The 12,436-nt window shown below is 73.4% G+C and carries 12 protein-coding genes; 8 read left to right on the top strand and 4 right to left on the bottom strand.

Features of this window, described 5'->3' with window-relative positions:
- Positions 1-106: 106 nt before the first annotated feature.
- Positions 107-793, bottom strand: a complete 687-nt coding sequence (locus IE247_RS09445; RefSeq protein WP_190122505.1) for a hypothetical protein — start codon at positions 791-793, stop codon at positions 107-109.
- Between the two features lie 136 nt (positions 794-929).
- On the opposite strand from IE247_RS09445, the gene IE247_RS09440 reads away from it, so the two are divergent.
- Positions 930-1,493 (top strand): GNAT family N-acetyltransferase, encoded by a 564-nt coding sequence (locus IE247_RS09440; RefSeq protein ID WP_190122504.1) that lies wholly within the window; start codon positions 930-932, stop codon positions 1,491-1,493.
- Between the two features lie 68 nt (positions 1,494-1,561).
- Here IE247_RS09440 and IE247_RS09435 read toward each other — a convergent pair whose 3' ends face one another.
- Entirely contained in the window at positions 1,562-3,058 is a 1,497-nt protein-coding gene (locus IE247_RS09435; RefSeq protein WP_190122503.1) for a class I adenylate-forming enzyme family protein, read from the bottom strand.
- A 155-nt stretch (positions 3,059-3,213) separates the two neighbouring features.
- Between IE247_RS09435 and IE247_RS09430 the strand changes: the two genes are divergently transcribed.
- The 4 genes from IE247_RS09430 to IE247_RS09415 all read left to right on the top strand — a co-directional run bounded on the left by IE247_RS09430 (position 3,214) and on the right by IE247_RS09415 (position 7,266).
- Positions 3,214-4,413 carry an amidohydrolase family protein gene (locus IE247_RS09430; RefSeq protein ID WP_190122502.1) on the top strand — a complete coding sequence of 400 codons (1,200 nt, stop codon included), beginning with the start codon at positions 3,214-3,216 and terminating at the stop codon, positions 4,411-4,413.
- Positions 4,413-5,546 (top strand): acyl-CoA dehydrogenase family protein, encoded by a 1,134-nt coding sequence (locus IE247_RS09425; RefSeq protein WP_190122501.1) that lies wholly within the window; start codon positions 4,413-4,415, stop codon positions 5,544-5,546. Before IE247_RS09430 ends, IE247_RS09425 begins: the two co-directional genes overlap by 1 nt.
- A gap of 4 nt (positions 5,547-5,550) precedes the next feature.
- The gene (locus IE247_RS09420; RefSeq protein WP_190122500.1) at positions 5,551-6,462 is read left to right on the top strand and encodes an acyl-CoA dehydrogenase family protein; all 912 of its coding nucleotides are present in this window, start codon (positions 5,551-5,553) and stop codon (positions 6,460-6,462) included.
- Positions 6,463-6,807: 345 nt separating this feature from the next.
- Positions 6,808-7,266 (top strand): ATP-binding protein, encoded by a 459-nt coding sequence (locus IE247_RS09415; protein ID WP_190122499.1) that lies wholly within the window; start codon positions 6,808-6,810, stop codon positions 7,264-7,266.
- Positions 7,267-7,297: 31 nt separating this feature from the next.
- On the opposite strand, the gene IE247_RS09410 is transcribed toward IE247_RS09415, so the two are convergent.
- Entirely contained in the window at positions 7,298-8,224 is a 927-nt protein-coding gene (locus IE247_RS09410; protein ID WP_190122498.1) for a cyclase family protein, read from the bottom strand.
- Positions 8,225-8,346: 122 nt separating this feature from the next.
- Between IE247_RS09410 and IE247_RS09405 the strand changes: the two genes are divergently transcribed.
- From IE247_RS09405 to IE247_RS09395, 3 genes are read left to right on the top strand one after another with little or no spacing between them, the layout of a single operon-like run.
- Positions 8,347-9,228, top strand: coding sequence for an SDR family oxidoreductase (locus IE247_RS09405; protein WP_190122497.1), 882 nt, complete (start codon positions 8,347-8,349; stop codon positions 9,226-9,228).
- Positions 9,221-10,393: an acyl-CoA dehydrogenase family protein gene (locus tag IE247_RS09400; RefSeq protein WP_190122496.1), complete on the top strand. Its 1,173-nt coding sequence runs from the start codon at positions 9,221-9,223 to the stop codon at positions 10,391-10,393. Before IE247_RS09405 ends, IE247_RS09400 begins: the two co-directional genes overlap by 8 nt.
- Positions 10,390-11,439, top strand: a complete 1,050-nt coding sequence (locus IE247_RS09395) for an alcohol dehydrogenase catalytic domain-containing protein (protein WP_190122495.1) — start codon at positions 10,390-10,392, stop codon at positions 11,437-11,439. The genes IE247_RS09400 and IE247_RS09395 overlap by 4 nt, the downstream gene beginning before the upstream one ends.
- Here the strand turns inward: IE247_RS09395 and IE247_RS09390 are convergent, their stop codons facing one another.
- Positions 11,440-12,432: a GlxA family transcriptional regulator gene (locus tag IE247_RS09390; protein WP_190122494.1), complete on the bottom strand. Its 993-nt coding sequence runs from the start codon at positions 12,430-12,432 to the stop codon at positions 11,440-11,442. It abuts the gene before it with no gap.
- Positions 12,433-12,436: the final 4 nt, after the last annotated feature.

Raw genomic sequence — 12,436 nt, 5'->3', positions numbered from 1 at the left:
GTCCCCGGTTTGACTCCCCGCCCCCGGCCGGGCCGAGGGAGGACGCGGGCCCGCCGGCCGCCCCCCGCGGACCCGGGGCCCGCCCGCCCGCCCGTCCCCAAGGTGGTCAGGGGCCGGTGAGGTCCACCAGGCAGCGGCAGTGCGGATCGGCGTCGTCGACCGTGCGGAGTCTCTCCTCGGCGAGGAGGGAGGGGAGGGCGGTGAGGAGGGCGGTGACGCCGCCGGAGGGGCGGACGTCGGCGGCGATCACGCTGGGGGCGCTCGGGCTGTCGAGGTAGAGGCGGAGCCGGTCCTTCGTCAGATAGAGGAATCCGCGCAGCCGGGGGTCGGGCCGCTCCTCGGGGGCGGGGGCGGTGATGCCGTGCAGGACGGTCAGGGCCCGGTCGTCCCGGTTGGCGGTGCAGGGGGCCAGGGTGGCGGGATCGACGCGGATGAGGGTCATGCCCATGACGTCGCTCACACGGCTGGTGGACCAGATGTGGGTGCCGGTGAGGAGGGTTCGCAGGATCCCGGTGATGTCGTGGCCGGTGCGGAGTTCCCCGTGTTCCCCGTTGGCGCGGAGGGGGATCTCGTAGCCGAGGAGCCCTTCGGGGGTACGGGTCTTTCTGCTGCCGATGACGAAGCGGACGGCCTCGGCGGGCGCGGGCGCGGGGAGGATGCCGCGGAGGTAGAGATCGGCGGCGAGGGGTGCGTGGATGTGGTGGAGCAGCAGCCGGGTGATCTCCGCCTGTTGTCGCGCGACGTCTTCGTCGGCGGTGGTGGCGGCTGTTGTCGATTTCACCGGTCGGGGCACGTGGCCACACCTCTGAGGTAGACGGTGATGACTCCGGACTTGTGGCGGCCACCACCTTGCCACGTCAGAGTGGGTCCCGACGTGGGTGTAGAGGGCATGGTTACTGGATCCGGACACTGAGCGGGAGGGGACGGCGATGACGGTGCGGGAGGCGGTCACCGTGGAGCGGCTGGACGGGGCGGGGGCCGCGCGGGCGGAGGGGGAGTTGCGGAAGGTGTACGCGGAGGTGTTCGCGGAGCCGCCGTACTTCGAGTCGGCGGAGGGGGTGGAGGCGGGTTTTCGCCGGTTCGACGCGGAGGTGCGGGAGCCGGGGTTCAGGGCGGCGATCGCGCGGGCCGCGGACGGGGAGCCGGTGGGGATGGCGTACGGGCACCCGCTGGGGGCGGCGAGCGGCTGGTGGGAGCGGATGATCACGCCGGTGGCCGAGGGGATGGGCCGGGAGGACGGGCGGCGTACGTTCGGGCTGATGGAGCTGGCGGTACGGGCCCGTTGGCGGCGGCTGGACGTGGGGCGGCGGCTGCACGACGCGCTGATCGAGGGGGCGGGCGAGGAGCGGGTGATGCTGAATATGTGGCCGGAGGCGACTGCCGCGCTGGCGGCCTACCGGCGGTGGGGGTACCGAAAGGTGGGGGAGGCACGCGGTGGGGCCGATGGATTCGTGATGGACGCGATGATCCTCGACCTGCCCCCGCACTCATGAGTCTCGCGCCCATGCCACGCCCGTGTCTCCCGTGCCCATGAGCCCCGCGCCCATGACCCCGGCTGTTGTCAGGAGAAGCGCTCCCGCAGCCGCTGCTTGAGCACCTTGCGGAGCGAGCCCCCGCGCGGCAGCTCCGCCACCGTCTCCAGTCGCTCGGGGAGTTTGTGCACCGCCAGGCCGCGCCTCCGGAGGAAGGCGGTGACGGCGGGCAGGGTGAGCGGCCCGGCGGCGGGACGGAGGACCACCACCGCGCAGACGCGTTCGCCGCGTACGGGGTCGGGCAGGCCGACGACGGAGGCCTCGGCGACGGCGGGGTGGGCGTGGAGGAGATCCTCGATCTCGCGCGCGGAGATGTTCTCGCCCTTGCGGATGATGATGTCCTTGAGTCTGCCGGTGAGCACCAGATGTCCGTCAGGGGTGAGCCGCCCCAGATCGCCGGTGCGCAGAAAGCCGTCCTCGTCGAAGGCCTCCGCCGTCAGCGCCGGGTCCAGATACCCCCGGCACACCGCCTCGCCGCGCAGCCGCACCTCCCCGTCCGTGATCCGGATCTCCATCCCGGGCGGCGGGCGGCCCTCGGTGTTCGCCAGATGCTCGGGGGTGTCGCCGGGGGAGCCCATGGTGATCATCGGGGCCTCGGTCATGCCGTAGCCGTGGGCGAGTTCGCAGCCCAGCTCGCGGACGACCGCGTGGTACAGCTCCGGCGGTCTGGGCGCGCCGCCGCCCGCCAGCAGTCGCAGGGTGGGGATCAGCGGGCGGCCGGGGCGCTCGCGCTGCTCGGCGAGGAGCATCGAGTAGAAGGCGGTCGAGCCGCCCGCGGTGGTGACGCCGTGCCTTCGGTACTCGGCGAGCGCCCCGGGGAGGGCGAACCGCTCGAAGAGGACGGCGGGGAAGCCGTACATCAGCAGCATCACCAGATAGTCCACGCCGCCTATGTGCGCGTACGGGAAGGCGATCGAGCCGATGTCGTCGGCGGTGAGCCGCAGCGCGTGGGCGAGGCAGGAGCCGCCCGCGATCAGGGAGCGGTCGGTGTGCAGGACGCCCTTGGGGTCGGCGGTGGTGCCGGAGGTCCAGTGGATCCAGCGTACGGAGGTGCCGTCGGCGGGCGGCGGGGGCAGGATCGAGGGGTCGCCGCGCGGGAGGTCCCCGTACGCCTCGAAGACGCCGCGCGCGCCGAGGCGGCGGGCCATCGCGGCGTGATCGAAACCGCGCCAGACGCCGGGGACGGCGAAGAAGTCGGCCTTGGACTCGCGCAGTACGTAGGCGACTTCGCGGTCGCGGTGGAAGGGGATGACGGGGGACTGGACCGCGCCGAGCCGGGCGAGCGCGAGGGAGAGCAGGACGGTCTCGATACGGGTGGGGAGCTGCCAGGCGACCACGGTGCCGGGGCGGACCCCGCGCTCGAAGAGCCCGGCGGCGACCGTCTCCGCGCCGTCGCGCAGTTCGCCGAAACTGAGGGCCCGGTCGTCCTGGAGGAGGACGGGCCGGTCGGGGGTGAGGTCGGCGCGGCGGCGGGTCAGCTCCCAGAGGGTGGGCGAGCGGCCGAGGGCGTGCGCGGTCTCGTTCATCCCGTACCCCTTCGAAGGCCAGAAGTGATGGAGCGTCAGACGGTGGCGAGAGCGTAGGGCTCCGCGCCTTGTCGGTCCAGGGGGCCGGGGCTAGCCTGATATCTGACGGGTCATCAGATGAGGGTCGAGGGGCAGGGCCCCGCGGAGGGAACACCATGGCCGAGCTTCCCCGGATCGTCAGCGTCGACGACCATGTCATCGAGCCCGCGCACCTCTTCGAGACCTGGCTCCCGGCGAAGTACCGCGAGCGCGGCCCCCGGCCGGTCACCGAGGGCATCGGCGAGCTGGCCTACATCGGCGGGAAGTACCGCGTCACCATGGACCCGAAGGGCCCGCCCGCCGACTGGTGGATCTACGAGGATCTGCGGTTCCCGTACAAACGGAATATCGCGGCCGTCGGTTTCGACCGGGACGACATGACCCTGGAGGGGATCACCCGCGCCGAGATGCGGCCCGGCTGCTGGGACCCGGCGGAGCGCCTCAAGGACATGGACCTCAACCATGTGGAGGCATCGCTCTGCTTCCCCACCTTCCCCCGCTTCTGCGGCCAGACCTTCGCCGAGGCCAAGGACAAGGAGGTCGCCCTCGCCTGTGTCCGCGCCTACAACGACTGGATGGTCGAGGAGTGGTGCGGCGACAGCGGCGGCCGGCTGATCCCGCTCTGCATCATCCCGCTCTGGGACGTCCCCCTCGCCGTCGCCGAGGTGAAGCGGAACGCGGCGCGCGGAGTGCGGGCGATCACCTTCTCCGAGATCCCCACCCATCTGGGGCTGCCGTCGATCCACTCCGGACACTGGGACCCGCTCTTCGCCGTCTGCGAGGAGACCGGGACCGTCGTCAATATGCACATCGGCTCCTCGTCCCAGATGCCGGCCGCCTCCCCCGACGCCCCGCCCGCCGTCCAGGCCGCGCTCAGCTTCAACAACGCGATGGCCTCGATGATGGACTTCCTCTTCAGCGGGGTCCTGGTGGCCTTCCCCCGGCTGAAGCTCGCCTACAGCGAGGGCCAGATGGGCTGGATCCCGTACGCCCTGGAGCGCGCCGACGACGTCTGGCGGGAGCACCGGGCCTGGGGCGGCGTCAGGGACACCGTTCCCGAGCCGCCCTCCACGTACTACTACCGGCAGATCTTCTGCTGCTTCTTCCGCGACAAGCACGGCATCGCCTCGCTCGACGCCGTCGGCCGCGACAACGCCACCTTCGAGACCGACTATCCCCATGTCGACTCGACCTTCCCCCACACCAGGGAAGTCGCGCTCGACCATGTGCGCGGACTCGACGAGGAGACCGTCTACAAGCTGATGCGCGGCAACGCCATCCGCATGCTGAGCCTGGACCTGGACCTGGACCGGTAGTGGAGCTGACATACACCGAGGAGGAAGAGGAGTTCCGGGCCCGGCTGCGCCAGTGGCTCGCCCGCGCCCTGCCCGCGCTCCCCGCCCGCCCGGACCCCGGCGACTGGCCCGCCCGGCGCGCGTACGACACCGGCTGGCAGCGCACGCTGTACGAGGCCGGATACGGCAGGCTCCACTGGGACGCGCCCCCCGCCCAGCGGCTGATCTTCCTGGAGGAGACCGAACGCGCGGGCGCGCCCTACGTCGGGGCCAACTTCGTCGGCCTGCTGCACGCCGGGCCCACCATCGCCGCCGAGGGCACCGACGAACAGCGCGCGCGATGGCTCGAACCCGTGCTGCGCGGCGACGAGGTCTGGTGCCAGGGCTTCAGCGAGCCCGGCGCGGGCTCCGACCTCGCCTCCCTGCGCACCAGGGCGGTCCGCGAGGGCGACGACTACCTCGTCACCGGCTCCAAGGTCTGGACCTCGCACGCCGAGATCGCCGACTGGTGCGAACTCCTCGTGCGCACCGATCCCACCGCCCCCAAGCACCGGGGGATCTCCTGGCTCGCGATGCCCATGGACGCGCCGGGAGTCACCGTACGGCCGCTGCGCACCCTCACTGGCACCGCCGAGTTCGCCGAGGTCTTCCTCGACGGAGTACGGGTCCCCCTCGCCAACCGGATCGGCGCGGAGAACGACGGCTGGCGGGTCACCATGGTCACCCTCGCCTTCGAGCGCGGCACCGCCTTCGCCGGTGAAGTGGTCGCCTGCCGCCGCGCCCTGGAGGAGATCGCCGCCGCCGCGCGGGCGGGAGGCCAGTGGGACGACCCGGTGCTCCGGCGCACCCTGGGCCGGCTGAACGCCGAATTCCGCGCGCTGTGGCGGCTGATCCAGTGGAACGCGAGCAAGGCCGGGGCGACCGGCGGACCCCCCGGCACGGGCGGCTCGGTCCTCAAGCTGCGCTACTCGCGCGCACGTCAGGAGCTGTACGAGGCGGCGGCCCTGGTCGCCGGGGACGGCGGCCTGGATCTGGACGGCCGCTGGACGGCGGACCGGCTCACCTCCCTCTCGTACACCATCGCGGCGGGCACCTCCCAGATCCAGCGGAACATCATCGCCGAGCGGATCCTCGGCCTTCCGAAGGGCGGCTGACGGCGTGGACTTCCGGCTCACCGAGGACCAGCGGGCGCTGCGCGCCGGGACCCGCGAACTGCTGGCTCGCCTCTGGCCGCCCGAGGCGCTCCGGGAGCCGGTGGACCGGGCCCGGCTGCGTGGGCTCTGGCGCGCGCTGGGGGACGCGGGGGTGTTCGCGCTGCGGCTCCCCGAGGCGGCGGGCGGGGTGGGGCTCGGGGCGGCCGAGGCGGTCCTCGTCTTCGAGGAGGCCGGCCGGGTGCTGCTGCCGGGGCCGCTGGTGGCCACCCATCTCGCCGCCGGGACGGTGGAGGGGGCCGCGACCGGCGAGAGCGTGGTCACCCGCGTCGACGGGGAGCTGGTGGCCTGGCTGGAGGCGGCCGACCGGGTCGCCGGGGACCCCGGCCTCGACCTCGACCTCACCGGAGCCGTACCGCTCCGCTCGGTCGACCCCCTCACCCCCCTGCACCGGCTCCCGCGCCCGGCGGCCGGGGGCGGGGCCGGGGCCGGGGGCCACGACCCTGCCGCCGCGCTGCTGACGGCCGCCGAACAGCTCGGCAGCGCCGCCCGCACCACCGAGTCCGCCGTGCGGTACGCGGGGGAACGCGAGCAGTTCGGCCGGCCGGTGGGCTCGTTCCAGGCCGTCAAACACCTGTGCGCGGAGATGCTCGTACGGGTGGAGATCGCGCGGGTCGCGGTGTACGCGGCGGCCGTCACCGGGGACCCCGTCGAGATCGCCGGGGCCAAACTCCTCGCCGACGAGGCCGCCGTGCTGGGCGCGCGCGACTGCGTCCAGGTGTACGGCGGAATGGGCTTCACCTGGGAGGCCGAGGTCCATCTGCATCTCAAGAGGGCCTGGACGCGCGCCCGGACCTGGCCCGTGGCGGCGGCGGCCGAGGAGATCGAGGCGGAGACGCTCGGTGTCGGCGGCGGTTGACCGACCCACTCATCATCACTGAGCGTCGTGACCGGCTCGTGTCCTTCGCCCCCGTGGAGAACCCCGGCGGCGGGGCCCGGCCCGGGTACTCTCCGTGGGATGCGAGCCGTGTCGACTCCCCTGGCCAGGCGGTCTACGAGCCTCTGTTCGACTCTCCGCGGCGCGCGTCGCACAGTATGCGCCACGGGTACTCCTTCGCGCTGGAATATGCCCGAAGAGCTTGTTTCGGTGACTGTACGTCAACCATGCTGTTCCGTAAGAGTGTCACTTTCAGTGACCTGGTCGAGGTCCATGGCCCAGTCGCGGCACGAGACGATGTGTCCGCCGGTTCGGATGGTGTGAGCGGTGCAGGTGCTCCAGGTTCAGTTGGAGGTCGGGCCCGACCCCGCGGAGGTGGGTCGGGCGCGAAGATGGGCCCGCTCCCGGCTGGTCAGGTCCGGGATGCGGGGTGACGAGCCGCTGACCGACACCCTGATCCTGCTGATCTCGGAGCTGGTCACCAACGCCGTGGTGCACACCGGCTGCCCCGCCGTGCTGCGGGTCCTCTTCGGCGCGGGCGCCGTGGAGGCGGGGACCGTGCGCGTCGAGGTCGCCGACACCTGCCCCCGGCCGCCGCGCCCGAGACACGCCTCCGGGGGCGACACCAGCGGGCGCGGCCTGGAACTGGTCGACGGGCTCGCCGACCGCTGGGGCTGGCGGCGGGAGGGCTGCGGCAAGTCCATCTGGTGCGAGGTGGACCGGGGCGTACCGGAACCGGCGTACGAGCGCGAGGCGGCCCGCCTGCTGCTCACCGCCCGCCGATAAAACCTCCGACGGCTTCACAGCGCGCGAGGCTTCAGAGCACGGCGACAGGGGCCACCGGCGATCCCGTGCCGCCGACGAAGGGCTCGGGCGCGGCCGAGAGCAGGAAGGCGTACCGGCGCGTCTGTGCACAGGCTGTGGACAAGGTTTCGAGATTCCAGTTCTGGCCCTGCGGCATCCCCATCTCGACCAGGTCCAGCGCGTGCACGGGCAGCCACAGACCCTCGATCTCGGGCGGCGCGACCTCGAAGGTGAGGGTGTCGTTGGCGACGGCGGCGACATCCCGCGCGTGGAACCACTCGGGGGCGCGCACCGAGAGCCCGGGTGAGGGAAAGCCGTAGCCCCGCCGGTCCCCGGCCAGACAGAGCGCGATCTGACCGGTCCGTACGAGCACGACGTCCCCGGCTGCGACGGTCACCCGGCCGAACTCGGCTGCCTCGTCCAGGTCCTCGGGCGTCACCGCGTGAGCGGCGGGGAGCCGGTCGACGCCCTTGGCGCGGGCCACGTCCAGCAGGACGCCGCGCGTCAGGAGCGGGGGGAAGGAGTCGATTCCGCTGAACCGCGCCCGGGTGTGGGCGGTGATGGTGTCCGCCGGGCGGCCGTTGTAGATCCGGCCCGAGTGGGAGGCGTGGGTCAGGGCGTCCCAGTGGGTGGCCGCCTGGAGCCCCATGGTCACGGTGTCGTCGCTGACGGCCACCGCCCCGGGCCCGAACAGCTCCGCGTTGATCTGGGTCATGGTGTGCAGCGGATCGGTCCTGCCGGGGACCAGCCCGCTCTGCACCCCGCCCTGCCGCAGCGGGAGCGCCAGCGGGATCCGCTCCCCGCTCCGGACGGTGGCGGCGGCGGCGCGCACCGCCTCGCCGGTGATCAGGTTCAGCGTCCCGATCTCGTCGCTTCCGCCCCAGCGGCCCCAGTTGTTGACGCGCCGGGCGATCTCGTGGAACTCCGGGGGAAGTGGCATCGCCGATCGTGCCTCCTTCAAGACGCGGGCCCGGGGCTTGTGCTCATGGCTCCGGGCGGGGATGCTGTGCCTCGCCCACAGAAATCTAACGGTCCGTCAGAAACCGTCGGAAGGGGCCGGACATGGGGAACTTCTTGGCAGGCAAGGTCATCGCCGTCACCGGCGCGGGCCGGGGCATCGGCCGCGCGGTGGCGCTGGTCGCGGCGGCCCAGGGGGCGGCGGTCGTCGTCAACGACCACGGCGTCGCCCTCGACGGCCGCGAGCCCGCGTCCGAGGTCGGCGAGTCCGTCGCCCGGGAGATCGCGGCGGCCGGGGGGAGAGCGGTCGCCGTCGCCGACGACATCTCCACCATGGCGGGCGGGCAACGGGTGGTGGATGTCGCGCTCGCGGAGTACGGGCGGCTCGACGGGGTCGTCTGCGCGGCCGGGATCCTCCGCGAGCGGATGCTCTTCAACATGACCGAGGAGGAGTGGGACCCGGTCCTCGCGACCCACCTCAAAGGCACCTTCACCGTCTTCCGCGCCGCCTCGGCGGTCATGCGCCGACAGCGCTCCGGCACCCTGATCGGCGTCACCAGCGGCAGCCACCAGGGGTCCGTCTCCCAGGCGAACTACTCGGCCGCGAAGGGCGGCGTCGTCTCCCTCGTCCGCAGCGCCGCCCTCGGCCTCCACAAGTACGGCGTCACCGCCAACGCGGTCGCGCCCGTGGCGCGCACCCGGATGTCGGCGAACGTCCCCACCGAGCTGAAGGAGATCGGCGAACCCGAGGACGTCGCCGCGCTCGTCGTCTATCTGCTCTCCGACCGGGCCCGCGAGATCACCGGGCAGGTCTACACGATCGCCGGCCCGAAGATCGCGCTCTGGGCGCAGCCGCGCGAGGTGCGCGCCGGGTACGCGGAGGGGGCCTGGACGCCGGAGCGGATCGCGGAGTTCCTGCCGGGGACGGTGGGGGCGGATCCGATGCCGCTGCTGTCGCTCCTCGAACGGCGCGACGGGCATGGCTGACGACGACGGGTTCCGGGCGCGGGCGCGGGCGTGGCTGGCGGAGAAGGTCGGGGAGGAGTACCGGGGGGTCGGGGGCGGGCCCGGGAGCGAGCACGAGGGGCTGCCCGTACGGCGGCGCTGGGAGCGGGAGCTGGGCCGGGCCGGGTGGATCGGCATCGGCTGGGGCGAGGAGGGGTACGGCAACCGCACCGCCACCCTCGCGCAACAGGTCGTCTGGGCCGAGGAGTACGCCCGCGCCCGCGCCCCCGCCCGCGTCGGCCACATCGGCGAGAACCTCCTCGCCCCCACCCTCCTCCGCCATGGCACCCGGGCCCAGAAGGACCGCTTCCTGCCCCCCGTCGCCCGGGGCGAGGAACTCTGGTGCCAGGGCTACAGCGAACCCGGCGCGGGCTCCGACCTCGCCGCGATCAGGACCGCCGCCGTCCGGGACGGCCGCGCCTACCGGCTCACCGGCCAGAAGATCTGGACCTCGCTCGCCCAGTACGCCGACTGGTGCTTCGTACTCGCCCGCACCGACCCCGCCGCCGCCCGCCACCGGGGCCTGTCCCTCCTCCTCGTACCGATGGACCAGCCGGGGCGCGTCGACGTCCGACCCATCCGCCAGCCGACCGGCACCAGCGAGTTCAGCGAGGTCTTCTTCGACGGGGCGCTCGCCCGCGCCGACCATCTCGTCGGCGGCGAGGGCGACGGCTGGCGCGTCGCCCTCGGCCTGCTCGCCAGGGAACGCGGCGTCGCCACCCTCGTACAGCAGATCGGCTTCGAACGGGAGCTGGCGGACGTCGTTCGCACCGCGCTCGCCACCGGCGCGATCGACGACCCCCTGCTGAGAGCGCGGCTGGTCACCCAGTGGGCCGAGCTGCGCGTCATGCGGTGGAACGCGCTGCGCACCCTCGGCACCGAGGACGGCGGCGCGGGCGCGCCCAGTGTCGCGAAGCTGCTGTGGGGCGGCTGGCACCAGCGGCTGGGGGAGCTGGCGATGGCCGTACGGGGAGCGGCGGCCACGGCCGGGCCGTACGACTGGAGCGGGGAACGGCCGTACGCGCTCGACGCCGCGCAGCGGATGTTCCTGTTCACCCGGGCGGACACCATTTACGGCGGCGCGGACGAGATCCAGCGCGACATCATCGCCGAGCGGGTGCTCGGCCTGCCGAGGGAGCCACGATGAGAGGTGTCGTCTTCGACGGCGTCACGGCGGAGGTCGTCGGCGATCTGGGGGTACGGGAGCCGGGCCCGGGCGAAGTCCTCGTCGACATCGCCGCCGCCGGGCTCTGCCACAGCGACCTCGCGGTGATCGACGGGACCATCCCCTTCCCGGTGCCCCTCGTGCTGGGGCACGAGGGCGCGGGGGTGGTCGCGGCCGTCGGCCCGGGGGTGACGCATGTCGCGCCCGGCGACCATGTCGCGCTCTCCACCCTCGCCAACTGCGGCACTTGCGCGGACTGCGACCGGGGCCGCCCCACGCTGTGCAGGCGCGCGATCGGCCGCCCCGGCAGGCCCTTCGACCGTCTCGGCGCGCCCCTCCACCAGTTCGCCGCCAGCTCCGCCTTCGCCGAGCGCACGGTGGTCCGGGCCGTGCAGGCGGTACGCATCCCGGCGGACCTCCCCCTGACGTCGGCCGCGCTGCTCGGGTGCGCCGTGCTGACCGGCGTCGGGGCGGTGCTGAACCGGGCCGGGGTCGGCCGGGGCGAGAGCGTCGTCGTCATCGGCGCGGGCGGCGTCGGCCTCAACGCGGTCCAGGGCGCGCGGCTCGCGGGCGCGTCCGCGATCGTCGCCGTCGACGTGGACCCGGCGAAGGAGAAGGCCGCCCGGCTCTTCGGCGCGACCGGCTTCCACCTCTCGCCCGGGGCCGTGCGGGACACCCTGCCGACCGGCGCCGACCATGTCTTCGAGTGCGTCGGGAACACCGCCCTCGTCCGGCAGGCGATCGACCTCCTGGACCGGGGCGGCCAGGCCGTCCTCCTCGGCATGACCGCGCCCTCGGCCGAGGCGTCCTTCCCACCGGCCGCCATGTTCCTCGACAAGTCGATCCTGGGCTGCCGTTACGGGTCCTCCCGCCCCCAGCACGACATCGCGCTGTACGCGGACCTCTACCGGCGCGGTCTGCTGCTCCTGGACGAACTGATCACCCGCACCTACCCCGTGGAGGAGTTCGCCCGCGCGGCGGACGACGCCCGGGGCGGCCGGGTGACGCGCGCGGTGCTCACCTTCTAGCTAGTTCTCAGAGGCCGGTGAGCCGGCCCGGAAGGTGCGCCGGTAGACCGTGGGAGCCACCCCCAGCGCCGACTGGAGGTGCTGCCGCATCGACTGGGCCGTGCGGAACCCGGCGTCCCGCGCCACCTGGTCCACCGACAGCTCCGTCGACTCCAGCAGCTGACGGGCGCGCTCCACCCGCTGATGGGTGAGCCACTGCCCGGGGCTCACCCCCACCTCCTCGCGGAAGCGGCGGGTGAACGTCCGTACGCTCATCGACTCCCGCTCCGCCAGATCCCGTAGCTGGATCGGCTCGTGCAGCCGCCCCATCGCCCAGCCGCGCGCGGTGGAGGTGGTCGCGAACTGCGGCTCGGGGACCGGCCGCCGGATGTACTGCGCCTGGCCGCCGTCGCGGTGCGGCGGTACGACGCTGCGCCGGGCCACGTCGTTGGCGACGGCCGAGCCGTGGTCGCGGCGGACCATGTGGACGCAGAGGTCGATCCCGGCCGCGACGCCCGCCGAGGTCAGCACATCGCCGTCGTCCACGTACAGCACGTCCGGATCGACGCGGACCGAGGGGAAGAGCCGCTGGAAGCGGTCGACCGCGCTCCAGTGGGTCGTCGCGGGACGGTCGTCGAGGAAGCCTGCGGCCGCGAGGAAGAAGCCGCCCGTGCAGATGGACGCCATCCGGGTCCCCGGCCGGATGTGCGCGAAGATCTCGGCCAGCTCCTCCGGGAGCCGGCCGTCCTCGGTGAGGGCGGGTGTCCGGTGCGCGGCCGGGACGATCACCGTGTCCGCCTCGGCCAGCGCCTCGGGGCCGTGCGCCACACACACCTCGAAGTCGGCCTCGGTGGCGACCGGTCCGGGGACGGCGGTGCAGGTGGTGACCGTGTAGAGCGGGTCTCCGGCGGGGGAGAGCGCCCGGCCGAAGATGCGGTGCGGAATGGACAGCTCGAAGGGGATCACCCCGGGGAGCGCCAGGACGACGACGCGGTGCGGCGGGGAAGCGGCCATGGCC

The sequence above is a fragment of the Streptomyces inusitatus genome (assembly GCF_014651115.1).
GTDB lineage: Bacteria > Actinomycetota > Actinomycetes > Streptomycetales > Streptomycetaceae > Streptomyces > Streptomyces amakusaensis.
This window is presented reverse-complemented; position numbering and strand designations above follow the sequence as displayed.

What these genes read in the sequence shown, in the direction of transcription:
- IE247_RS09410 (WP_190122498.1), bottom strand. Translation starts at nt 8,224, where the DNA reads ATGCCACTTCCCCCGGAGTTCCACGAGATCGCCCGGCGCGTCAACAAC.
- IE247_RS09390 (WP_190122494.1), bottom strand. Translation starts at nt 12,432, where the DNA reads ATGGCCGCTTCCCCGCCGCACCGCGTCGTCGTCCTGGCGCTCCCCGGG.
- IE247_RS09405 (WP_190122497.1), top strand. Translation starts at nt 8,347, where the DNA reads ATGGGGAACTTCTTGGCAGGCAAGGTCATCGCCGTCACCGGCGCGGGC.
- IE247_RS09435 (WP_190122503.1), bottom strand. Translation starts at nt 3,058, where the DNA reads ATGAACGAGACCGCGCACGCCCTCGGCCGCTCGCCCACCCTCTGGGAG.
- IE247_RS09400 (WP_190122496.1), top strand. Translation starts at nt 9,221, where the DNA reads ATGGCTGACGACGACGGGTTCCGGGCGCGGGCGCGGGCGTGGCTGGCG.
- IE247_RS09430 (WP_190122502.1), top strand. Translation starts at nt 3,214, where the DNA reads ATGGCCGAGCTTCCCCGGATCGTCAGCGTCGACGACCATGTCATCGAG.
- IE247_RS09440 (WP_190122504.1), top strand. Translation starts at nt 930, where the DNA reads ATGACGGTGCGGGAGGCGGTCACCGTGGAGCGGCTGGACGGGGCGGGG.
- IE247_RS09395 (WP_190122495.1), top strand. Translation starts at nt 10,390, where the DNA reads ATGAGAGGTGTCGTCTTCGACGGCGTCACGGCGGAGGTCGTCGGCGAT.